A 24,526-nucleotide genomic window follows, 5' to 3' on the forward strand; every position below is an offset into this window, starting at 1 on the left:
TCAGTTAATTGATGCGACGATACAGGTGTAGCCTGATTTGATCAAAGAGAGGGGATTTACTCACATGGAACCATTTTTACAGCATTCGGGTATTGTAGCGCCAGTCGACCGTGTCAATGTGGACACAGATGCCATTATACCGAAACAATTTCTTAAGCGGATTGAACGCAGCGGCTTCGGCCAGTTCCTGTTCTACGAATGGCGCTTTCACGAGAATGGAGAAGTGAACGAAAGCTTTGAACCGAACAAGCCGCGTTACAAAGGGGCTTCCGTTCTGATCTCCCGCGCGAACTTCGGTTGCGGCTCGTCACGCGAGCATGCGCCATGGGCGATTCTGGATTACGGCTACAAGGTTGTCATTGCGCCTTCCTTTGCCGATATATTCTACAACAACTGCTTTAAAAACGGCATTCTGCCCATCAAACTGAGCGAAGAGCAAGTAGAGGAACTATTCCAACGCACTGCCGGTACAGAAGGCTATAGCCTGACGGTTGACCTTGCGAACAAGCTGCTGACGGATAATGCGGGCCTTTCCATCGCTTTCGATCTGGATGAGCACCGTCGCCAATTCTTGCTTCAAGGTCTTGACGACATCGGTCTCACGCTTCAGCATGAGGACAAAATCTCCGCTTACGAGCAGCAACGCTCCGCCAAGCAGGCCTAGTCATAATCTACTACAGAGGACATTTCCTACGAGAGACGGAGAATGTCCTCTTTTTCCGTTCCTTTCGCAACTTTTTCCGACAGAATGCGTCTAATACTTTGCCTGTCCATGTCGATGACTACGGATTCATTCGGCAGCGGGCAATTCAGTCATCGAGGTGGGAAATGAAGAAAAGGTTATCCATATTGTTGTTACTGTCGATGTTTTTCACATTGTTCGCTTCCGTCGGACATGCTGCTTCACCCCCGCCCAAGCTATTTCTGAACGGCAAGCCAATTATATCCGATGTGGAGCCGCGAATCGTGGAAGGAAGCACGCTGGTGCCTCTGGCCGTGCTCTCAGAGGATCTGGGTTACGAAGTGGATTGGGACGGCACGATACGGAAAGTAACCGTAAAGGATGACAGCACACAGATTGAATTAATTATTGGGGAATCGGCAGTCCTGGTGAACGGAGATATTGTCGAGACGAACGTGAAGCCTCAGCTCATCAATTGGCGCACGATGGTGCCAGTCCGATTCGTAGGGGAGCTGCTGGGCCTGGAGTTCGAGTGGAAAGAGATTGAGCGCGAAGTACATATGTTCGAGAAGCGACAGCAGCCGGAGCAACCGAAGCCCGATCCAGACCAACCGGGAACGGAACAACCGGATGAAGAGGGGACAGAGGACGAAGGCACGCAGAACAATAAACCAGATACGGGCGAGACGGACAAGCCTGACGAGGAAGAGACGACAGAGTCGGAGCAAGAGCCGCAGCTAGCAACGGAATACATATCATCTATTTCATTAAGCGAAGACAATGTCATTCGCATTACGAATTCAGGCATTCAGCTGCCGAAAGCGCCACTTCAGTTAGAGGGACCGCGCCGACTAGTATTTGATTTCCCCTCCACTTCCTATATTCCGGACTTAATGGCGGGGTTCGTGGATGGACAGACTGGAGTCGTGGTGGAAGAAAATCCATATATTTCTGGATACCGATTCTCACAGTTCAGCGTCGAACCGCTTACAGCCAGGCTGGTGTTGGAGATTGGAGAGGACACCGGTTATGTCGTAAAGGAATCGCGTGGTTTGGTGGAAATCGCATTAATGCCTGCCGATGAGGTGCCTGTCCCGGAACCTGAGCCAGATGCAGAGCCGAATCTGCCGGAGCCGGACGACGGCGTATTCGATATCGTAATCGACGCAGGTCATGGAGGCAGCGATCCCGGATCCGAGAGCAAGTCGTTGAACCGATGGGAGAAGGAATTCAATCTGACAGTGTCCTTGATGCTGCAAGCTGAGCTGGAGAAGTTGGATAACGTACGCGTGCATATGACGCGTACAGACGACACCTATATAGCTTTACTTGACCGTGTCGCCTTCGCTGAGGAGAAGCAAGCGGACATGTTCATCTCCATTCACGCCAATAGCTACACGAAGACTTCGGTTAGTGGAACGGAGACGTATTATGAACGAGAGAACAGTAAGGAGCTTGCGGAAATTATGCACAAGCATTTGCTTGGTGCAACCGGCTTTAACGACCGAGGTGTAAGACAAGCGGCTTACAAGGTCATTAAGGAGACGACGATGCCTGCCGTTCTGCTGGAATCCGGTTATTTGTCAAATCCGGAAGAAGCGAAGGTGCTGTTCGATAACAATAAGCAAAAAGATATCGTGGCAGCAATCGTAAAAGGCGTTAAAGAGTATTGGCATCTGAAGTAGAAAGGGGCGTGCGATGCGTCATGAAGTCTAAAACCACGATTAGCTTGCTGCTGGCGACCGGCTTGATTGTTGCAGTCCTGAGCGGTTGCGGTGCGGAGTCGAAACCAGTGAATGATTCCGAAGGATCGAAGCGGAATGATAGTGCTACGGAAGGCTCCGCCAACAACAATAATCAAGCGGCGAATGACGAATCGAAGGGGGAGCCTCAGGAAGAAGATGTGTGGGAAGAGGCTTCGCAACAGACGGAGGCTGTCATTTATGGCTCTGATGATCAGCTGCTTCAGCTGACGGAGCGCAAGGCGGCTATCTCATATGTAGACGGTCAGGAGTTGATCGAGAAGGCTGTAGCCGAGCTTCAGATGAAGGGGAATGACGGGCAGCTGTCGTTATGGTCACGCATCGAGATTCACGCAATCCAGCTGGACAACGATGGTGCCGCAACGATTGATATACATATCCCTGATGAAGCAAGGCTAGGTGCTCCGGGTGAACAGTTACTGGTGGAATCACTACTCAAGACGCTATTCCAGTTCCCGGAGGTACATTCGATTCAATTGCTTGCTGACGGAGAGGCAGTTGAGAGCTTAATGGGGCATGTCGAACTGGCGCACCCTTTCCTTAGACCGTAACGTAATTCAAGTAAAGTTGAGTAGACTACATTATAGATAAGGGGAAATTATATTATGCCAATGCACATGACCTGGAAGAAAATCATGACGGGAGCACTTGCGTTCTCAATTGCTGCGGGCAGCGGCACGATGGCACTGACTACCTCGCCTGCAATCGTCAGCGCGGAGCAAATGCGAGCTACGAAGTTCCAGGACGTAGAAGGAGGACATTGGGCGGAGAAGCATATTGCCAAGCTAGCGTTGCAGGGCATTATTACGGGATACAAGATGGATGACGAGACCTTCACGTTCGAGCCTGGCAAGAGTGTATCCCAGCAGGAAGCGGTATTGATGGCGATCCGCTTCGCGGGGCTTTACGATTATGTCGATCGGAGTACGCAAGTCGTATTCGGCGACTCTTTCAAAGTAAGTGAGTTTTATATTCCTATCATCGAACTGGCTTTCCGTGAAGGCCTGCTGGACAAGAAGGAAGAGTTCGAACTGGCTGTAGCAGATCCGGAGTCGGAATGGGGCAAGAAGCCTGCCAGCCGCGAATGGGTGACGAAGCTGATCGTGAAGGCGATCGGTGAACAGAATGCGGCCGAGGATCTGATGCAGGTACCCTCCGCCTTCCATGATGCCGGAGCTATCGACGACCGTTACTTGGGCTATGTGAACGCGGCGGTGGAGATGGGTCTTGTTACCGGGAAGACGCCCGTGAGGTTCGATCCCGATGCTCCGGTGAATCGAGCTAGCTTGGCGACCTTGTTCAGCAGGGCGCAGGGACAATATCCCGTCGCCTTCGAGAACCAACATGAAGGTGTCGTCACGTCATACACCGGTGACACGATTACGATCTATGAGGACGGGGAAGAGACGACGTTCAGCATGGATATGTATACGAACTATTTCCATTATCAATCCGATTCTCCTGTTGATCTGGGAAGCATACTGGAGTATGGCGACATAATGATCATCGAAGAAGAAGGAGTCGCACGCTATGTAGAAGTGCAGGGAGACGTTCAGCATATCGAGACCATTGAAGGCACATTCGAGCGGTATAATGCGGACGATCAACAGATCTATGTGTGGCAAGGTAATGATTATTTGAAAGTCAATTATTATGATGGCATCCTCATTGAAGACACGGAAGGAATGCCGCTTACAATAGAGGATCTGCGGAGTGACGCCAAGCTTAGCATTCTGCGAGATAACTTCCGGGAGCAACCTGTAGCCTTGAAGATTGTAACCGAGGCGCCTCCGGAGACGACGACAGTGGAGGGGGATCTTCTCCAGGTAAATGCCGGACTCATTACCATTCAAAGTGATGGGAAACCGATGGCTTATTATATGGCACCTAACGCACCAATACAGATAGAAGGGCTTTCCGGCGCGAATGTGGACGATCTGGTCATTAAAGAAGATCAGTTGCAGCTTACGTTGAACTTGGAAGAACAAGTTGTCGGCGTTAAAGTGCTGAACAGACAAGTGGAGACGCTTGCTGGCGTAGAGATTGAAGGCTATAACGAAGACAGGAATTATATTACAATCTACGATTATACAAACAATAAATCCCAACTGCTTACGTTGACCGACAAAACGAGATACAATTATTTGGGCACGAAGCTGGACAAGCAAGGTGCGATGTCGTTCATCGCACAAAACAAAAACGTCATTATCCGATACACGGACGGGAATGTCGTATCCATTGAGTTCGTCACAAGCTATACTGGCACCATCTATGAAATCGATACAAAAAACAAGCGAATTACGATACAGCTGCAAGACGGCGAACTGGTAAAAGTCCCTTACTTGAGTGAAATTGCCGTAAGTACAATTATTCGTCCGTTATCTAGCCATCTGGATCTGAGAATTGGCGATACGGTCACGCTGAATATGAGGATGGATAAAGTGGAAGTCACACTTATTCAGCTTCATGAGCAAATGCAATATGAAATCGTGTCCATAGATTCTGTTAAGAAAACTATAAAAGTGAAAAACGCCACTGTAAAATCGGATGATTTAAGAGTAGACAAAGTGGAGCTGCTTAAAGCGGACGGAAGCAAAGCATTATTGAAGGACTTGAAAGTCGGCTCCTGGATTACCGTTGATTTCGTCGGTGACAATCCTATAAAGATACAAGCTAATTCCAGCAACTCCAACGGTTAATGGCCTGTTCAGACGTAAAGAAGGAAGGTTTTGTGAAAAACTGCCCCCAGAGGCAGTTTTTTTTTTAGAATTCTTCCGAATAACAGTTGCGCAGCGTGACAAATTTCGCTACACTTTGAACGACAGTAATGAAGTGGAGGCTTATGGATGAATGCGAAGCAGAAGATGCGTCATATATTGGATACAATAGCCGACATGTTTCCTGATGCAGAATGCGAGCTCGTTCACAGCAATCCGTTCGAGCTGACCATAGCCGTACTGTTGTCCGCGCAATGCACGGATGCTACCGTGAATAAGGTAACGGCTACCCTGTTCCAGAAGTACAAATCGCCGCAAGATTATTTAAGCGTGCCTTTGGAGGAACTGGAGGGGGATATTAAAAGAATCGGCCTCTTCAGAAGCAAAGCATCTCATATTCAGAAGCTATGCCGTATTCTTGTGGATAAATATCATAGTGAAGTGCCCGCAAGTCACAAGCAGCTGACGGAGTTGCCGGGGGTAGGACGCAAAACGGCCAACGTCGTTATGTCGGTAGCGTTCGGCGTGCCGGCCATCGCTGTAGATACGCATGTGGAACGTGTATCAAAGCGGCTCGGCATCGCGAAACCGGACGATTCCGTACTGAAGGTCGAGCAGACGCTGATGCGCCGTATCCCTCAAGAGGAATGGAGCGATACTCATCATCGGCTTATTTTCTTCGGAAGGTACCATTGTAAGGCTCAAAGTCCGCAATGCCCGCTATGTCCGCTGCTTGATGTATGCAAGGAAGGCAAGAAACGTATGAAGCCTGCTCCCAAATCCAAAAATAGTAAAAGTAACACCAAAATTGCGAACGAAGGATGATGATGAAGGATGAAATGCATTTCCGTTTACACGAATAGCTTCGAGCTGTTCTCTGACATTTATGAGCAAGTGCTGCAAACTCCGCCCCAAGAGAATGAGGATATCGTAATTGAAGGTGTTACCGTAAGCGGCTCCGGCCATGTGCCAGAGCAGTATATCGAAAGAATGCGTGTGAAGCCTGAAGTTGTGGTCATGAAGGAGAAAGCCCGCAATATTATGATTTTGCAGCACGGCGACGTATTCGAAATATGCCTTCCTTCCGACGAAGAGGAAGCTGTATAGGAGTAGCATGGGATGACAATAGAAACGATGCATAACATGACAGGAACATTGGAAGAGATTGCAAGTGTCATGTCCGCAGCGGACGATGCCATCCGTTCCGAGCAAGTGAAGGAGCTAAGCAGTAAGCTGACCGAAGGTCGGCTTACTGTTGCATTATGCGGACATTTCTCAGCTGGTAAGTCAACGCTAATCAATGCGTTATGCGGCGCGCGGCTGCTGCCGTCAAGCCCGATCCCGACGAGTGCCAACGTCGTTGCGATTAGAGGGGGAGAGCCTGCATGCGCGACTGTGGAGATGATCAGAGACGGCAGGCTTCATCATACCAGCGTAGAGCTGGATGAGCTTGACCGCTATTGCATCGATGGCGAACAGTTCTCATCCGTAACGATTACGTATCCCAGTCCGTTGCTGGGCAGCCGGATGGTGCTGCTGGATACGCCCGGCATAGATTCTACCGATGATGCTCACCGGATGGCTACAGAATCCGCCCTTCACCTTGCGGATGTTGTTTTTTATGTGATGGATTACAATCATGTTCAATCCGAGATCAATTTCTCCTTCGCCAAGGAGCTGAAGGATTGGGGCAAGCCATTATATCTCATTGTTAATCAGATTGACAAGCATAGGGAACGGGAGCTAAGCTTCCAAGCCTATAGGCGAAGTGTAGAAGAGGCGTTCCAGGCATGGCATCTTCAGCCGTCGGGCATTCTCTACCTGTCACTGCGACAGCCAGAGCATCCGCATCATGAATGGAACAAGCTGACGGGGTTGCTGCAGGAGCTGACAGCGCGCAGAGAAGAGCTGTGCGCATTCAGTGTCGACCAGTCGCTCAGGCATCTGACGGAAAGCCATCTGGCTTGGCGGCAAGAGAGGCAAGAGCCTGAGAGGGCAGCGCTACAAGCGCAAGCGGGCGGGGAGGACGCTGCAGCAGCTCATGAGATTGCTCAGATCAAGCGGGATGTAGACCGCGTTCAGCAAGAAAGTGATGAATGGATCATCGGCAGACGGACTGAGCTGCAGACGCTGCTTGACAACGCCAATATTACGCCAGCTGCGCTAAGGGATCTGGCTCAGCACTTCCTGGAGAGCCGAAAACCTGGCTTCAAGACGGGATTATTATTCGCAGCGTCGAAGACGGCAGCAGAGCAGGAGAGACGGCTGAAAGCGTTCCATGAGGAGCTGGCTACGCTCATCCGTGCTTCTATTGAATGGCATGCTAAGGCGATGCTCAGGAAAGCTGGCGAAGAAGTGCGATACGACAGTGAAGGGCTGGAAGCTCTGCTGGAGCAAAGGTTGAGCTGGACTCCCGAAGAAGCTTGGCTGGTGAACCGCGTCAATACGAAGGCAGAATTCGGTAACGCTTATACGATTGTCTATTGTCGGGATCTGGCACAAGACGTAAAGGGAGAGTTCAGACGCAGAGCGATGGAACTGATTGAGCGGCTGGCGGCTCATGGAGCTGCTGCAAGCCAAGCAATCGTGGCGGAGAAGCAGCAACGTCTTGACGAGCTTGCCGAAGCGGCGAAGGCGCTGGAACAATTAGCAGAGCTGAACAACCAGTCTGCAGACTATCGAAGCAAGCTTCAGGCTATGCTGCCTCAGCAGCCGCAAGCTCCGATGCTGCCGGCTACGTCATTCATTGGGTCGGGCGCTGAGGCGTCGGGATGGTCAGGCAATGATACGACGGCTGGGCAGGCGGAAGCTCACTCGAAGTCGGAGAAGCGTAATAAGGTGAGCGGCGATGAGGCCGACTTAGCGCCTTCGATGCAGAACGCATCAGAGGATACGCTGGATATGACGGAGCAATATGAGGCGGCTGATCGGCTCCAGCGGGCTGCAGCGCTTCTGGAGCCATACCCGTCGATGAGGGATACGATCAATTCGATGAAGGAGAAGGCGAAGCGACTGCGCGCGAGCTCGTTCACTATCGCACTGTTCGGCGCGTTCAGTGCGGGCAAGTCTTCGCTTGCGAACGCCTTGATCGGGGAAGGCGTACTGCCGGTATCCCCGAATCCGACTACTGCGGCTATCAATCGGCTTGTGCCGCCCAGTGCACAGCATCCCCATAATACGGCGCTCATTACGATGAAAGAACGTGAGGCCGTTACGGCCGACCTTCGCTACTCGCTGGCGCTCCTGGGGCTGGATGCTTCCCCGGAGAAGCTGCCGGACAGTGATGCCTTGCTGCGCGTAATCGGCAAGCTGAGTCCGGAGTCGATCCCGGCGGGGGGGCGTCCGCACTACAGCTTCTTGAAAGCTGCAGCGACAGGATGGCAGGTGCACGAAGCGCACCTGGGCAACCAATTGACTGTTGATGCGGAACAATATCGGGCTTATGTGGCGGATGAGACGCGATCTTGCTTCGTTAGCGAGATTGACTTTCACTACGATTGTCCGCTGACGAAGCAAGGTATCGTACTGGTGGATACGCCTGGCGCAGATTCCGTGAACGCGCGACATACGGGCGTCGCTTTCAATTACATCAAAAATGCGGATGCCGTTTTGTTCGTCACCTATTACAACCATGCCTTCTCGCAAGCGGATAGGCAGTTCCTGGATCAACTGGGTCGGGTGAAGGATCAATTCGAGATGGACAAAATGTTCTTCCTTGTCAATGCCGCCGATCTGGCCGCAAGCGATGAGGAGCTGCATGGGGTGCAGGAGCATGTGAAGGCCAATCTGCAACAGCATGGCATTCTGAATCCGCGTCTATATGCCGTATCCAGCTTGCAGGCGCTTGACGGCAAGCTGGACCATGATCAATCGTTGTTAATGACCTCCGGGCTGTCAACCTTCGAGAAGGCGTTCTTCTCCTTCATTCGTCATGATCTTGGCGGATTGGCGATTGAAGCGGCTGAAGGTGAATTGCAACGTGCGCAAGGCATGGTATCGCAGTGGCTGCGCAGCGCGCAGGGAGACAAGGCGACGAAGGAAAGAGAGCTGCAGCAGTTGGAAGTCGCGATGGATGCCGCGATGACATCGCTGGAGGAGCTGGCAGTAAGCAGCATGCCGGACGAGTTGAAGCAAGAGCTGAAGGAGTTGCTGTTCTATGTTGTACAGAGAGTGCAATTCCGGTTCGGCGACTTTTACAACTATGCATTCAATCCTGCGACATTGAAAGATGACGGCAGTGACTTGAAGCGAGCGATATGGGCAGCGTGGCTGGAGCTTCAGCGCATTATCCAACGGGAGCTGTCGCAAGAGTTGCTTGCCACCTCCCTGCGCATGGAGAAGGGATTACTCTCCGTATGGAAGAAGCCATACGGACGGTGTGTACACCGGTTGTCCACACTTCTGGAGGGATATACCGGCAAGTCGACTTCGGAGAGCTCGTTGACTACACCGGAGGAGTCTCTCGTCTGGGAGGGAAGCGGTGTAGACGCCAAATGGCTCTGGAGCCGATTCAAGTCTCCGCGCCACTTCTTCGAAGGTGAGGGGAAGTCGGCTCTGCGAAGGGAATTGGAGGCGCTATTGTCATCTGGCATGCAGCAGTGGATGGATCATGTCGCACTGGACTGGATGAAGCACTATGAAGTGCTGTGGTCTAACCATGCGGTGATGGATAGCGCATTGCTTCGAAGCGATGTGGAGGCCTATGCGGAGGGGAAGCGCAATTCGCTACGTGAAGGTGCCGACATAGGTGCAATGAGAGAGCTTCATGAGCAGTTGCAGAAGCTGCAGGGAGTCTGAAGGATCGATACTTTTTTTCTATCATAACGTACTGAACTTATCTCACATGGGGCTGAATGCTTCCGATAGGGCGTCAAACGCCTATTCGGAAGCATTTTTTGTGCCGAAAGATGGAATAAGTATCAGGGCTCCCGCAATTGACCTCAGTAAGCTGCGGGGTAGAACTCAACGATTGCAATTGCGGATTTTTTTTGTTTTTTGTGTGTTTCTGTGCAAAAACGGAGGAATACACACATGTAGATGTTCAACGGTGATGATTATGAAGCAATCGCCCCATCCTATTCAGCATATCCCATATTTCGCGAAAACGGTGTGTTTTTGACCGGATTATCACGTTTGCTCCTCTATTGCGATGCTGCTAATATTCATTCATAACTTATGAAATCAAAATATTTGGGATAGGGAGATGGATTTCGTTGGACGTTTTAAAACGGCTTAAAGCTTTCTACATGCCGGAAAGGAAGAAGCTGTTCGCATCAATATTTTTTCTGATGTGCGCTACTGCGCTTGGATTGGTGTATCCCAACCTATTGCGCTACTTGATTGACGAGGTGATTACCCCAGGGAGATTCGACCAAGTGCCGATGCTTGCGCTTGCTGTCGTCGGCATTATTTCACTGAAGGCACTTAATCAATTTCTTCACGGTTTCTTTGGCGGCCGGCTTGGCAACCAGGTTGCGTACAGCATGCGTAATGCGCTTTACAGCAAGCTGCAACAACTATCATTTCAGTATTACGACCGAGCGAAGACAGGCGATTTGATGTCCAGACTGACCGCCGATCTGGAAGCGATTCGCAACTTTGTCGGCTTCGGCTTCGCCCAAATTCTCAATATGATTCTTATGGTAGTGTTCGGCGGAATTATGATGCTGTCTATCCATTGGCAGTTAACCTTGTTCACACTCTTGACGATTCCGCTGCTGGGTTATCTAGCCATTCGCTTCGAGCGTCATATTCACCCTGCCTTCCGCGAGATGCGCCAGGCGATGAGCAACTTGACCACTGCCGTTCAGGAGAATATTACGGGTGTGCGTACCGTGAAATCGTACGCCAGGGAAGATCATGAAGTGTCTAAATTCTCGATTCGGAGCGAAGCGTATCAGAGTAATCAGGTAGGGGCGGCGGCGATATGGGCCCGCTACTTCCCGACAATGGAACTAGTGGCGAATATGAGCGCGGTTATCCTCCTTATAGCGGGCGGTCTGCTCGTTATTCAAAAGTCGCTGCTTCTTGGGGAGTTCGTTGCCTTCTTCAGCTTGATCTGGTTCATTATCGGTCCGATGTGGGGTCTTGGCTTCCACATTAACAACTATACCCAATTCAAGGCTTCCGGCGAACGTGTGCTTGGCCTGCTGGATGAGCACGTTCATATTAAAAACGAAAAAGACGCAATCCTGCTGGACGAATCGCTTGTGAAGGGGCATGTCAAATTCAACGATATTGTCTTCCACTACCCCGACAAATCACCGGCGCTAACGAATATTGACATCGACGCCGCTCCAGGCAGCGTAATCGGGCTGCTGGGAGCAACCGGATCGGGAAAATCAACGATTATCCAACTGCTTATGCGTGCTTATGATGTGAAAAAGGGTAGCATTACACTTGACGGCATTGACATACGTCAACTTGATGTGTCTTCTCTGCGTCGGCAAATCGCGCCGGTCTTTCAAGAGACATTCCTGTTCTCCGCTTCTATTCGCGACAACATCTCATACGGAGCCGCAGGCATTAGCGAAGAAGAGATAGTCAAGGCGGCGAAGCTGGCGAAAGCCCATGAGTTTATTATGGAGATGCCTCAAGGCTACGATACGGTCGTCGGAGAGCGCGGGATGGGCTTGTCGGGCGGCCAGAAGCAACGGATCGCGATTGCGAGAGCTTTCATTAAAAATCCGCGCATTCTTATTCTGGACGATGCGACAAGCGCGGTTGATATGGAGACGGAGCAAGAAATACAAGCTGGCTTCAAGCAGTTGATGGCCGGTAGAACGACCTTCATAATCGCCCACCGTATCTCATCGCTAAAGCATGCGGACGAGATCATCGTGCTGGACGGCGGACATATCGCGCAGCGCGGCAAGCATGAGCAATTGATTAGCGAGCCTGGATTATACCGGGAAACCTACAATATTCAATATGCCGATTTCCTCAACGATGAAGCTGCATTGGTCGGAAGCGACTCGGCAAGAAGAAGGAGTATGACGTCATGAGTGCGGGAACGAATGTGAAAGGCCGCAGCCGGAATGAACGATTTGTGTATCAGGACGACGAGGCAATCGAGAAGCCGTTTAACTGGTCGCAGCTGCGCCGATTATTTTCCTATATGAAGCCTTACAGGAAGCAGTTGATGCCCGTCATCGCTATGATGGTGGTCGGGACGTTGACCAGATTGTCCATTCCGTTCCTGATGATGCTGGTCATTGACGGGATCATTGATCCGCAGAAGGGCTCCGGTAACAAGCTGGAGCTGGTGCTGATGGGGATGGCCATGCTGGTTCTCTACGGCATTCAGTGGGCCGCCAATACGTATCGAATCAAACATACGAGTATTATCGGACAAAAGGTCATATTCGATCTGCGGCAGCATCTGTTCCAGCATATTCAGCAGCTGTCATTCCGCTTCTATGATAAGCGCCCGGCAGGATCGGTGCTTGTCAGAGTTACGAACGATGTGAACGCGCTGCAGGATCTGTTCACGAACGGGGTCGTCAATCTGCTGATGGACTGCATTCAGCTTGTCGGGATCGTCATCATCTTGCTTATGCTTAATGTGAAGCTGGGGCTGGCCATCATGATCACCGTCCCGCTCATGTTCATCGTGTCGACTTCGCTGCGCAAGCGCATCCGGTTCGCCTGGCAGGATGTTCGAATGAAGCAGTCCCGCATTAATGCGCATCTCAATGAGAGCATTCAAGGGATGAAGGTGACGCAAGCGTTCGTGCAGGAGAAGGACAATATGAACTTCTTCAATGGAATGAACGGCATCAATTTGAAGTCGTGGAACAAGGCATCGGCGCTCAACCAGACATTTGGTCCCGTCATTGAAGTGACGGCGGCGATCGGCACATGCATTTTGTTCTGGTATGGTTCGTCGCTTGTGCAAAGCACGGCTATTACGGTCGGCTTGCTGGTCGCCTTCGCGAACTACATGGGTAACTTCTGGGAGCCCATTAACCGGCTTGGTCAGATGTATGCGCAGCTGTTGATCGCCATGGCCTCGTCAGAGCGTATCTTCGAGTTCATTGATGAGAAGCCTACTGTTGCGGAGGCGGAGCAGGCCCCCCCGCTCCCATCTATTCGCGGGGATGTTCACTTCGACAATATCGTGTTCGAATATGAGAAAGGCAGACCGGCTCTGAAGGGAATCAGCTTGCACGCGAAAGCGGGACAATCGATCGCGCTTGTCGGGCATACCGGCTCCGGGAAGAGTACGATCATTAACTTGCTGTGCCGCTTCTACGATCCTGTTCAAGGTCGGGTGCTGATCGACGGGACAGATATTCGCGACGTGACGATCAGCAGCTTGCGATCACAGGTAGGAATCGTCATGCAGGATACATTCATCTTCGGGGGTTCCATTCGCGACAATATTCGTTACGGTCGGTTGGACGCGACACATGAGGAAATTGTTGCAGCGGCGAAGGCTGTGAATGCCCATGACTTCATCATGGGGCTGCCGGACGGCTACGATACGCAAGTGGAGGAGCGAGGCAACGTGCTGTCGATGGGACAGCGGCAGCTGCTCTCCTTCGCCCGGGCGCTGCTGGCCGATCCGAAGATTCTCATACTGGATGAAGCGACGGCCAGCATCGATACGGAGACAGAGCTGAAAATCCAGGAAGCGCTCAAGACGCTGCTGGAGGGGCGAACTTCGTTCATGATCGCGCACCGCTTGTCTACGATTCGCCATGCCGATGAAATCGTCGTGCTGGACCATGGCGAGATTGTAGAGCAGGGCAATCATGAGGCGTTGATGTCCCGGCGGGGTGTATACTACGGCTTAATAGAGGCGCAGTATCGCTTTTAATCGTTATAGAGGTTGTTCAAAAAGCCCGCTTTTGATCACGAAGTATACCAAGAGGAGTATTCGACATCGCATATTGAACTCAACCGGAACAAGCGTATGTTTCGAAGTCTGTTTCCATCACTTTTTGAACATGCACTTATAGTCTTGATTTTTATCGAAAGAACCTCCACAATGAAAGAAAAAAGGGAGGTTCTTTCTTTACGATGTATGGATCACCGCTAACGCCGCAAGGGCGCAAATTGTTGTTGCTGGGTTCAGGAGAGCTGGGGAAAGAAGTCATCATGGAAGCACAGCGGCTAGGGGTGGAGACAGTTGCCGTCGATCGCTACGCGAATGCACCGGCAATGGGTGTCGCGCACCGAAGCTATGTAACGGACATGCTGGACGGAGATGCGCTACGCCGCATAATTGAAGAGGAGCGCCCTCATTATATCGTACCCGAGATTGAAGCGATTGCGACGGATATGCTGGTGGAGCTGGAGAGCGAGGGGTACCATGTTGTGCCGACGGCGCGCGCGGCACGATTGACGATGGATCGCGAAGGCATCCGAAGACTGGCGGCGGAGAAGCTGGGCTTGCCGACGGCTCCGTATCGCTTCGCCGACTCCTTGGTACAGTTAGAGGCCGCGGCGGAGGAGTTAGGTTATCCATGCGTTATCAAGCCGATTATGAGTTCGTCGGGGAAAGGGCAGAGTGTATGCCGCTCCCGTGAAGAGCTGGCTGACTGCTGGGGTTATGCGATAGAAGGCGGTCGCGCGAAGAAAAACCGCATCATCGTGGAAGGCTTCGTCCGGTTCCAATCGGAGATTACGCTGCTGACCGTTCGTTCCGTATCGGGCACAGCCTTCTGCGCCCCGATCGGTCATACACAGAAGGACGGAGACTATATCGAATCCTGGCAACCACATGAGATGAGTAAGGCTCATATCCGGGAAGCGGAGCAGATTGCAAAGACGATTACCGATGAACTTGGCGGTTATGGTATCTATGGCGTAGAGCTGTTCATTACGGCTGACGGCGTGCTGTTCAGCGAGGTGTCGCCGCGTCCGCACGATACGGGGATGGTCACAATGGTGACGCAGGACTTGTCTGAATTCGCCTTGCATGTTCGCGCCATATTGGGCTTTCCGATCCCTTCAGTTGCATTGATGACGCCAGGAGCTTCCCACACGTTGAAAGCGGACAGGGAGAGTGCGTCCTTCTCTGTCGGCGGAATAGAAGAGGCCTTGTCGCTGCCGCGGACGCAAGTGAGGCTATTCGGCAAGCCGGAGACGAAGCCGGGTAGACGGATGGCGGTCGCATTAAGCACCGCATCCGATACGGAGACGGCAAGAGGGATCGCACGTCAAGCTGCGGAGAGCTTGTACGTGAACTACGAGTAACAAGAGATGGGCAGGTGAACTGGCGATGGCCAAGAAAGTAAAGCATTCCACTGAAGCGTCCAAGGGCCGGACAGCTTTCCATAGCGACGGGGCCGGCGCTTCACTGAAGGAGTTGCTAGGCGCAGATGTGTTGAATAAGTTGCAGGCAAAGGCTGGCGAGCTGAAGCAAGAGCAAGCGAAGCGAGAGGAACAAGCCCGTAAGGAGAAGGAAGAAGACCGTCGGCAGGAACAGAAGCGGCTGGAGAACGACTTCTCCTACTTATTGAACAACAGTGATTCGGACTGGAGCAAGTATAAGTAAACAGCGGTACGGGAAGAAGGGCGAAAGCCCTTTTTTCAATGCCTGATACAAGTACTCATTTGAATCACCGGACAAGAATTTTTACCTTCTGGCATAATGACAAGAGCAAATGCAAACCATGGTAACATGGTGTCAATATGGAATATTTCACAATTATTTGTTGATTTGGACGTGGGCAGCAAGCGATTACCATTGCTATGATGCGCATATTGTGTTACTTTATATCGGGCTGCATCCTGCGAACTGTCTTTACGAAAGTGGATATTTTGCATTAAAATAGCTTGAGGCATGTCAAAGAGGACTTTGATTGGGGGAAGCTCATGACTGAACAATTAGATTTATTCGCGAACGCACCAGCCGTAAATCGAAATTATGAGGCTGATGATATACAGGTATTGGAAGGATTGACCGCTGTAAGAAAGCGTCCTGGCATGTACATAGGCAGCACCAGCACTTCCGGCTTGCACCATCTCGTATGGGAAATTGTCGATAATTCTGTGGACGAGCATCTGGCTAAATTCTGCAATGCAATCGACGTGACACTTCATAAGAATGGCTCTATAACGGTATATGACAACGGACGAGGCATTCCGACTGGACTCCATAAGACGGGCATTCCGACGCCGCAGGTCGTGTTCACCATTCTTCATGCCGGGGGCAAGTTCGGCGGCAGCGGGTACAAGAAGTCAGGCGGCTTGCACGGCGTAGGGGCATCCGTGACGAACGCCTTATCGGAGTGGCTGGAGGTGGAAATATTCCGCGACGGCAAGACGCATAAGCAGCGCTTCGAATACTGGATTGACGACACCGGCAAGGAGCATGTAGGCGAGCCGGTAACGGGTCTGGAAGTGACAGGGAATACGAATCGCACAGGAACCAAGGTTACCTTCAAGCCTGACATTCGGGTGTTCCAGAACGGAACGACATTTAATTACGACACTCTCGCTGAGCGCCTTCAGGAAATTGCTTTCCTGAATTCCGGCTTGAAGGTAACGATTAAGGACGAACGTCACGGCAAGGAAGATGTGTTCCACTACGAAGGCGGAGCTAGTCAATTCGTCCAGTTTTTGAACGAAGATAAGAACGTGCTTCATGATGTGATTCATTTCACAGGCGAGCGCGAGGATATTGAGGTGGAGGTAGCGCTTCAATACAATGATGGTTATACCGAGACACTAGCTTCGTTCGTCAATTCTATTCCGACTCGGGGCGGCGGAACGCATGAGACGGGATTCAAGACGGCTTATACTCGAGTTATGAATGAATATGCCCGCAAGATGGGTCTGCTGAAGGACAAGGATAAAAATCTGGACGGTAACGATCTACGGGAAGGCATGATGGCGGTCATTAACATTAAAATGTCTGAAGTGGAGTTCGTCGGCCAAACGAAGGACCAGCTCGGCAGTTCGACAGCGCGCGGTGCGGTAGATGCCGTAGTGGCAGACAATATGGGCGTATTCCTGGAGGAGAATCCGCAGGTTGGACAATCGCTCTTGAAGAAGGCGGTTCAAGCTGCGAAGGCAAGGGAAGCGGCACGCAAGGCGCGAGAGGAAATCCGCAGCGGCAAGAAGCGGAGTGAGAGCTCCAATCTAGGCGGCAAACTGACACCGGCTCAGTCCAAGGATTATACACGCAACGAGCTGTTCATCGTTGAGGGAGACTCTGCCGGAGGTTCGGCCAAGCAAGGTCGCGATTCCAAGCATCAGGCGATTCTGCCGCTTAAGGGCAAGCCGATGAATCCAGAGAAGGCGAAGCTGGTCGACATTTTGAAAAATGAGGAATACAAAGCGATTATTGCTGCGATCGGAGCGGGCGTCGGGCCTGAATTCGAAGCGGAGGAGAGCAATTACAACAAAATCATCATTATGACGGATGCCGATACGGACGGCGCTCATATTCAGGTGCTGCTGCTCACCTTCTTCTATCGGTATATGAAGCCGCTGATCGACAGTGGACGAATCTATATCGCTCAGCCGCCACTCTACAAAATGACCAAAAAGTCAGGCAAGCTGGAAACAATCCGGTATGCATGGAGCGACGAGCAGTTGCAAAATTATATGAAAGAATTCGGCAAAGGCGTGGAGTTGCAGCGATACAAAGGCTTAGGTGAGATGAATCCGGATCAACTGTGGGAGACGACGATGAATCCGGAATCAAGAACGCTGCTGCAAGTAGGCATTGAGGATGCTGCCAAGGCGGAACGTAGAGTGTCCACGCTGATGGGGGACAAAGTGGATCCGCGCAAGCGCTGGATAATCGAAAATGTCGATTTTACGGAATACGAAGAATAGGGAGAGAAACGCATGAGTATTCTGGAGCAATTTTTGCCGGCGTATCTGGAAGAGGTCGTAGGCGACCGATTCGGGCGCTATTCCAAATATATTATTCAGGATCGGGCTATTCCGGACGTAAGGGACGGACTGAAGCCGGTACAGCGGCGCATTCTGTATGCGATGTATGATTCCGGCAATACGCCGGACAAGCCATACAGGAAATCCGCGAAGACGGTCGGCGACGTCATGGGCAACTATCATCCCCATGGCGACTCGTCCATCTACGAAGGGATGGTGCGCATGGCTCAGCCCTGGAAGATGGGGCATCCACTCGTAGACGGTCACGGCAACTGGGGCTCTCTGGATGACGATCCTGCGGCGGCGATGCGCTATACCGAGGCGAGGCTGTCCAAGATCGCAATGGAGCTGCTTCGCGATATCGACAAGCGGACCGTGCTGTTCAAGGACAACTTCGACAACACGACGAAGGAACCGGTCGTACTGCCGGCGCGATATCCCAATCTGCTCGTTAACGGCGTGAGCGGCATTTCGTCCGGATTCGCAACGGAGATTCCACCTCACAATCTGCGCGAAGTCATTGATGCTTGCATCGCCTATATGAAATCCCCTGCAATCACGCTAGAGGAATTGATGAGCATCGTGAAGGGTCCTGACTTTCCGACCGGAGGACTTATCATGGGCGGCGAAGGGATTCGCGAGGCGTATGAGAGCGGCAAAGGGCGAATACATATCCGCTCGAAAACAGCAATTGAGGACCTTCGTGGCGGCAAGCAACAATTAGTGATTACGGAAATTCCGTACCAAGTCGTGAAGTCGAGGCTTGTTACAGCGATGGAGAATATTCGGCTGGAGAAGAAGGTCGAAGGTATCGCCGAGGTAAGGGATGAGAGCGGTCGCAACGGGTTGCGAATCGTCGTCGAGTTGAAGAAAGATGCTGATGCCGCGGGCATATTAGCCTATTTGCTGAAGAAGACGGATCTGCAAGTGACCTATAACTTCAATATGGTCGCCATCGTGAGCAAAGCGCCGCAACAGCTGGGACTAAAAGCGATGCTGGCTGCTTATGTGGAACATCAGAAGGAAGTGGTGACGTTCCGCACCAGCTATGAGCTGGAGAAGGCAGAGGATCGGGCGCATGTGCTGGAAGGACTCGTAAAGGCGCTCACCATATTGGATGACGTCATCGCAGCGATTAAAGCTTCCAAAAACCGATCCGATGCGCAAAACAATCTGATTGCCAAGTTCGGATTTACGGAGCGTCAGGCTGATGCCATTCTTACTCTTCAACTGTACCGTCTCACCAATTTGGAAATCACGTCTCTGGAGAAGGAGCATCGCGACACGATGAAGCGAATCCAATACTTGCGGTCGATTCTCGACAGCGAGCGGAAGCTGTTAGGCGTCATCCGGGATGAGCTGACCGAGATTCGCGACAAGTACGGCATCGAGCGCCGTTCTGATATCCAAGGCGAAGTGGAGGAGCTAAAAGTGAATCTGGAGGTGCTTGTGCAGCCAGAGGATGTGCTCGTCACGTTAAGCCAAGACGGTTACATGAAGCGGACGAGCATGCTGTCATTCACCCGCTCAGGGGGCGAGCTTGACAGTGCAGGCGTGAAGGAAGGCGATGTCATTACGACGCTATTGCAGGTTAATACGATTGACAATCTGCTTTTGTTCACGAAGAAGGGTCAATACTTCTCCTTGCCCGTCCATGCGATTCCTGAGTTCAAGTGGAAGGATACGGGCACTGCTGTCGTGAATATCGTTCCCCTGCAGAAGGACGATGCGATCGTCAGTGTCATCCACGTGAAGGACTTCTCCGCTGCGCTGTCGCTTGTGTTCGTCAGTAAACGAGGTCAAGTGAAGCGGACGGAGTTGAAGGAGTATATGACAAGTCGTTCCACTGCAGTAGCGGCCTGCAAGGTCGGTGCCGGCGACGAGATTATCAGTGTAGCGACGAGCGACAACACAGGCCAGTTGCTTCTTGTATCCCGCGACGGTATGTGCATTCGCTTCATGGAGTCGGAAGTGAACCCCATGGGAAGAGTGGCAGCCGGCGTAAGAGGCATGCAGCTGAAGGACGACGAACTGGTTGCCGCCTTATGGGTCAATGATGATGAAGGTGAGATTCTGGTCGTATCAGATATCGGCTACGGCAAGCGTTCATTGCTGCTTGATTATCCGATTCAGGGACGGGGCGGCAGAGGCGTGCAGACGTTCGAGTTCAAGGAAGGTAAGCGGGTTCGTTCCAACGGCACTGTTATTGTGGCGGCTTATTACTGCCGGGAGCCGCTGGATATTATGGCGATTACAGCGAATGGCGACAAGCAGGTTGCGAACTCGGAGAAGGCACCAATTGATGAACGGAAATCTGTAGGCAAGCCATTTTATGGCATAGCGAAGGATGACCGTATCATTTCCACCTTCATTCGAACCGTGCCGGACATTAGTCAAAAGGCCGATTAGGCGGATCCAGACGCTCTAATAATTCAAGCATAGCTTCTAGCATGACCCACAATGGCACAAGCTCATCCGGGCGGTCCAGCCATTGTGGGTCTTTTATAATGCCATACGCTCTAATTCGAGCGATAACCTCAGCTTTTCTGTCCTCCATTGCAATCACGCTCCCCGCAATCGAATCGCCCATAGCCATGGGCTGTCGTCTCAGTATATGTCTGTGTCTGTCAAATCGTTCGAGATTATATCGATTAATCGCGCAAACTATTAACTGCGTTAACCTTTAATTCGACATTTTCAATTGCTATAATGGAGGAAGAATACTAAATTGACTAAGGGCAGGTGACATAATGATCGCGGAAGATTTCACCCGATTGTGGACGAAGTTGTCTCGGGATTGGAGAATTCATCTGGAGCAATCGCTCGCTCCGCTGACGGAGAGCCAACTGAATGTGCTTGAGCTGCTACTGCAATCGCCCGAGCCGATGAAACCGTCGGATCTGATTCAGCACTTGTCCATCTCGCCGGCAGCGATTACGACACTGCTGGATCGCATGGAGCGGAACGAGCTTCTTGTGCGGAAGCGGGATGAAGCGGATCGGCGGCTCGTATGGATCGCCGTCTCCGATAAGGGGATAGCGGAAGCGGCGCGGGGGAATGCGATCCGCAAGGCATTAATCGAGCGGTCGCTGGATCGCATTTCGTCCCATAACCAACAGCTTCTTGTTTATTTGCTAGGGAAGGTTGCAAGTTCCTAATTTATTAATTATTTCATACTGTCCAGTCTTTCCTTCAATACAGCCAAGTCCTTCTGGAGCGTGGCATACTGCTCGGGGACAAGCAACTCGTCGGTTGCCTCGGCAATCGTCTCCTCTACAGGCAGAATACGATAGCGGTAGGCATGATCCGGCTTGTACCGATGCACCCAGGTAGGAATCGCTTCAACTTCTCGGAGCTGGATGATGCCTTCCGGCAGCTGCTTGCGAATGTGGACTTTGAAGATAACGCCGTAATCCTTCCAGTCACCCCGCTGATTGGAAATAAAGTTGCCCATGGAATAAATGATGAGTGATTGCCGCTTGCGCCCCTCTTCATCGAATGCGTCGACGATCTCGTACGGTTGCACGACATGGGGATGAGAACCGGCAATAATATCCGCGCCGGCCGCCGCGAGCGAACGCGCCAGCGTTTTTTGAGCTTCGTTCGGCTGTGTCTGATATTCCGATCCGAAATGAAGCGCTACTGTAATGAGATCAACGCCACTGGAGCGTAGTCTATGAATATCCTCTTTTATTTTCTCCTCGTCGATGAGCGCTACCAGATATGGCTTGCCCTCCGGTACAGGAATGCCATTCGTGCCGTACGTGTACGCAAGCAGCCCCATCTTGATCCCATTCTTCTCTGAGATGACAAGCGTATCGGCTTCTTCCTGGGAAGCAGCCGTGCCAATATGCTGCATGCCGAGTTCTCTCAGATTGTCCAGTGTTGCTAGCAGTCCCTTCTCTCCCTTATCCAGTGAATGGTTGTTGGCAGTTGAGAGTAGGTTGAATCCGGCATTGTTCAACGCTTCCGCCAGTTCCACCGGCGCATTGAAGGTGGGATAACCGGTATATCCGAAGGAAGCACCCGCGATCGGCGTCTCCAGATTGGCCATCACCCAGTCTCCTTTCTCCAGGATCGGCTTTACTCCTGCAAAATAAGGGTCGAAATTGTACGTTTTCGATGCTGCGTCATAAGCGCCTGGAAGCTGAGGCGTATGGCTCATGACGTCGCCGACGCCGATCCATACGGCATCCAAAAATTGAGGGGTAGGCTCAGGAGTCGGCGGGGGAGATGCAGTTGGCGCAGGCTCTCCGGTAGAGTGAACGGACAGTGGCTGCCGTCCGTCCTCTCCTTCTGCAGGAGGATGGCGGAGAGGCTGTTCGGGATCGGAATAAGTGAGCAGCAAGTAAAGGACGCCCAATAAGGTAAGCGTCATTAGGACGGCAACGGCCGTCCATAATTTGGATTTGCTGCTAAGTCTCATAGGTATCGTCCTTTCTTATGGATTGGAATATCGTCATCCCCCGTGTAGCAGGCGGCTGCGGCTTCCAATTGTTCATTTGTATACCTACTCCATATCCCCGTAGAATCCGGTACGGAGTGGAAGGTCACTTGCTCCTTGGTAACGGGATGGGGGAACGATAAGGACGTCGACCACAATGCAATATGACTGGAAGCTGCGCCTCTGCAATCGCCATACTTCATGTCACCGACAAGCGGACAACCGATATGCGCCAGCTGCGCTCTTATTTGATGGGGCCGGCCGGTGTGGAGCTTGACAGCGATAAGGCTGCGTTCCTCATCGGCTGCGACGATGCGATACGACAATCGCGCGTCCTTCGCATCCGGGGCAGGCTTATCGAAAACGGCGACTTGATTGCGCTTCTGATCCTTGCGGATGTAATGGATGAGGTCTGCTTCAGATACCGCAGGCTTGCCTTGCGCTATGCACATATACGTTTTGCCGAAATGCCGGCTACGAACCGCTTCGGACAATCGGGATGCGCCTTTGGATGTTTTGGCGAATACCATCGCACCTCCAACAGGACGATCCAATCGATGTACGAGCCCCAAGAAGACGTTGCCTGGCTTATTGTAACGTTCCTTCAAATCCAGCTTGAGCAGCGTCAGCATATCGAGGTCTCCCGATTCATCCCCTTGTGAAGGAATGCCGGGTGGCTTAGCGACGACAAGCAAGTGATTGTCTTCATACAAGATGGGGATGCGCATCATGCTTCCCATCTGCCCAGTATGCCGCATGGCAAGTGCAAGCCCGATCTCGTAATGGGCAATCCGATCTCGCCGCAGCTGATCGTCCCGCCATAGCGCTGCTTCATCGTTGCGTGCAGCAGATTATGCAGCACCGTAGGCGAAAGACCTGTCGTATAGGAATTGATAAGCATGAACAGCGGTTTGTCGCTTAATATAGTCGTGCAGGTCTGCAGGAACGGGTAAAGGCTTTCCTCCAGCTTCCAGGTCTCGCCCTTTGGACCGCGCCCGTAAGATGGGGGATCCATAATGATGGCATCGTATTGGCGGCCACGTCGTTGCTCTCGCTGCACGAATTTGAAGACGTCGTCCGTTATATAGCGAATCGGCGCCTCTTCCAGACCCGACAGCTGTGCATTCTCCTTGGCCCATTGCACCATTCCCTTGGCGGCGTCGACATGGCACACCTCGGCACCTGCCGAAGCCGCCGCCACAGTCGCCCCGCCGGAATATGCGAACAGGTTCAGAACGCGGATCGGTCGCCCCGCTGCGCGAATTTTGTCCATCATCCAGCTCCAGTTCACAGCTTGCTCCGGGAACAAGCCGGTATGCTTGAAGCTGGTCGGCTTAATATGGAAGTTGAGCTCCCCGTATGAGATCGTCCATCTCTCCGGCAAGTCCGGGCGCATCTCCCACTTGCCGCCGCCGGAAGAGCTGCGGTAGTAACGTCCGTCTGCTTTCAGCCACTGCCCGCTTTCGTCGGCTATCGGCCATATTATTTGCGGATCTGGCCGGCGAAGAATATGGCTTCCCCATCGCTCCAGTTTCTCTCCGTCCCCGGTATCGATCACTTCAAAGTCTGTCCATTGGTCTGCTAAGTACATTCGTAAAATTCCTTCCCTATTAACATCATGTTCATCGTACTTGTATCACAACATGTCATCGATTATTATAACGAAGCAAGGGAAAGTAAGCAATGAATGGCATTGGCGAAAGCAACCGGTACAGATGAGGTCAAGCAAAACAGGATTAGATTGGCTAAAGTGCTGCCGGTCAATGAAATAGAGAGGTGTAGAGATATGATGCAACTGGAATGTATTTGTGGCAATAAGGCCGTATTTTTTACAGCAGGAGACCGGGACGACGCAGGGAGAGAGTATTTGGAGTTGGAGGATGACGATGTTTTGACGGTTACAATCGGAGAAGATAGCGTCGTCTTTCAATGCAAATTTTGCGGGCACCGCTATCGCTTGCAGCAATGAAAGACAACGCTAGGACAGTTGAAGATGCCTCCAACACCATATATCAGTGGGTGGAGGCATTAGTCTATTCGCTAATTGATTACTCGCACTTGCGTC

General features: G+C 51.8%; 19 protein-coding genes. 15 read left to right on the forward strand and 4 right to left on the reverse strand.

From position 1 onward, the window contains the following. Positions 1-64: 64 nt before the first annotated feature. The 13 genes from leuD (at position 65) to gyrA (ending at position 20,426) form a co-directional block, all read left to right on the forward strand. On the forward strand, positions 65-664 hold the full coding sequence (gene leuD / locus ACFQ2I_RS05670) for a 3-isopropylmalate dehydratase small subunit (protein ID WP_377562698.1): 600 nt from the start codon (positions 65-67) through the stop codon (positions 662-664). A gap of 164 nt (positions 665-828) precedes the next feature. Beyond that, positions 829-2,367 (forward strand): N-acetylmuramoyl-L-alanine amidase, encoded by a 1,539-nt coding sequence (locus ACFQ2I_RS05675; RefSeq protein WP_377562699.1) that lies wholly within the window; start codon positions 829-831, stop codon positions 2,365-2,367. A gap of 20 nt (positions 2,368-2,387) precedes the next feature. Beyond that, positions 2,388-2,996: a GerMN domain-containing protein gene (locus tag ACFQ2I_RS05680; protein WP_377562700.1), complete on the forward strand. Its 609-nt coding sequence runs from the start codon at positions 2,388-2,390 to the stop codon at positions 2,994-2,996. Between the two features lie 54 nt (positions 2,997-3,050). Continuing rightward, positions 3,051-5,144, forward strand: coding sequence for an S-layer homology domain-containing protein (locus tag ACFQ2I_RS05685; RefSeq protein WP_377562701.1), 2,094 nt, complete (start codon positions 3,051-3,053; stop codon positions 5,142-5,144). Positions 5,145-5,291: 147 nt separating this feature from the next. Then, entirely contained in the window at positions 5,292-5,987 is a 696-nt protein-coding gene (gene nth, locus ACFQ2I_RS05690) for an endonuclease III (RefSeq protein ID WP_377562703.1), read from the forward strand. A 9-nt stretch (positions 5,988-5,996) separates the two neighbouring features. After that, entirely contained in the window at positions 5,997-6,269 is a 273-nt protein-coding gene (locus tag ACFQ2I_RS05695) for an NAD/NADP transhydrogenase alpha subunit (protein WP_377562704.1), read from the forward strand. Positions 6,270-6,281: 12 nt separating this feature from the next. Further along, complete coding sequence (locus tag ACFQ2I_RS05700) at positions 6,282-9,959, forward strand: dynamin family protein (RefSeq protein ID WP_377562705.1); 3,678 nt, start codon at positions 6,282-6,284, stop codon at positions 9,957-9,959. Between the two features lie 416 nt (positions 9,960-10,375). After that, on the forward strand, positions 10,376-12,166 hold the full coding sequence (locus ACFQ2I_RS05705; RefSeq protein WP_377562707.1) for an ABC transporter ATP-binding protein: 1,791 nt from the start codon (positions 10,376-10,378) through the stop codon (positions 12,164-12,166). Beyond that, complete coding sequence (locus ACFQ2I_RS05710; RefSeq protein ID WP_377562708.1) at positions 12,163-13,983, forward strand: ABC transporter ATP-binding protein; 1,821 nt, start codon at positions 12,163-12,165, stop codon at positions 13,981-13,983. The genes ACFQ2I_RS05705 and ACFQ2I_RS05710 overlap by 4 nt, the downstream gene beginning before the upstream one ends. 203 nt (positions 13,984-14,186) lie before the next feature. After that, the gene (purT, locus tag ACFQ2I_RS05715) at positions 14,187-15,365 is read left to right on the forward strand and encodes a formate-dependent phosphoribosylglycinamide formyltransferase (RefSeq protein WP_377562710.1); all 1,179 of its coding nucleotides are present in this window, start codon (positions 14,187-14,189) and stop codon (positions 15,363-15,365) included. 25 nt (positions 15,366-15,390) lie between these two features. Beyond that, positions 15,391-15,666, forward strand: coding sequence for a YqkE family protein (locus ACFQ2I_RS05720; protein WP_377562711.1), 276 nt, complete (start codon positions 15,391-15,393; stop codon positions 15,664-15,666). A 320-nt stretch (positions 15,667-15,986) separates the two neighbouring features. Continuing rightward, positions 15,987-17,957 (forward strand): DNA topoisomerase IV subunit B, encoded by a 1,971-nt coding sequence (parE, locus tag ACFQ2I_RS05725; protein WP_377562712.1) that lies wholly within the window; start codon positions 15,987-15,989, stop codon positions 17,955-17,957. A 12-nt stretch (positions 17,958-17,969) separates the two neighbouring features. Continuing rightward, entirely contained in the window at positions 17,970-20,426 is a 2,457-nt protein-coding gene (gyrA, locus tag ACFQ2I_RS05730) for a DNA gyrase subunit A (protein ID WP_377562713.1), read from the forward strand. Here the strand turns inward: gyrA and ACFQ2I_RS05735 are convergent. Beyond that, positions 20,407-20,574, reverse strand: a complete 168-nt coding sequence (locus ACFQ2I_RS05735) for a hypothetical protein (protein ID WP_377562714.1) — start codon at positions 20,572-20,574, stop codon at positions 20,407-20,409. The genes gyrA and ACFQ2I_RS05735 overlap by 20 nt on opposite strands. A gap of 193 nt (positions 20,575-20,767) precedes the next feature. Here ACFQ2I_RS05735 and ACFQ2I_RS05740 point away from each other — a divergent pair, with 193 nt between their 5' ends. Continuing rightward, positions 20,768-21,175 carry a MarR family winged helix-turn-helix transcriptional regulator gene (locus ACFQ2I_RS05740; RefSeq protein ID WP_377562716.1) on the forward strand — a complete coding sequence of 136 codons (408 nt, stop codon included), beginning with the start codon at positions 20,768-20,770 and terminating at the stop codon, positions 21,173-21,175. 8 nt (positions 21,176-21,183) lie between these two features. Here ACFQ2I_RS05740 and ACFQ2I_RS05745 read toward each other — a convergent pair whose 3' ends face one another. From ACFQ2I_RS05745 to ACFQ2I_RS05755, 3 genes are read right to left on the reverse strand one after another with little or no spacing between them, the layout of a single operon-like run. Next, the gene (locus ACFQ2I_RS05745) at positions 21,184-22,443 is read right to left on the reverse strand and encodes a CapA family protein (RefSeq protein WP_377562717.1); all 1,260 of its coding nucleotides are present in this window, start codon (positions 22,441-22,443) and stop codon (positions 21,184-21,186) included. Next, positions 22,440-23,192, reverse strand: a complete 753-nt coding sequence (locus ACFQ2I_RS05750; protein ID WP_377562718.1) for an RluA family pseudouridine synthase — start codon at positions 23,190-23,192, stop codon at positions 22,440-22,442. Before ACFQ2I_RS05750 ends, ACFQ2I_RS05745 begins: the two co-directional genes overlap by 4 nt. Further along, entirely contained in the window at positions 23,189-24,052 is an 864-nt protein-coding gene (locus tag ACFQ2I_RS05755; RefSeq protein ID WP_377562719.1) for a class I SAM-dependent methyltransferase, read from the reverse strand. The genes ACFQ2I_RS05750 and ACFQ2I_RS05755 overlap by 4 nt, the downstream gene beginning before the upstream one ends. 195 nt (positions 24,053-24,247) lie before the next feature. On the opposite strand from ACFQ2I_RS05755, the gene ACFQ2I_RS05760 reads away from it, so the two are divergent. Further along, on the forward strand, positions 24,248-24,430 hold the full coding sequence (locus tag ACFQ2I_RS05760) for a hypothetical protein (RefSeq protein ID WP_377562720.1): 183 nt from the start codon (positions 24,248-24,250) through the stop codon (positions 24,428-24,430). Positions 24,431-24,526 lie beyond the last annotated feature (96 nt).

Origin of the sequence: Paenibacillus chungangensis (assembly GCF_042675905.1) — a bacterium.
Classification (GTDB): domain Bacteria; phylum Bacillota; class Bacilli; order Paenibacillales; family Paenibacillaceae; genus Pristimantibacillus; species Pristimantibacillus chungangensis.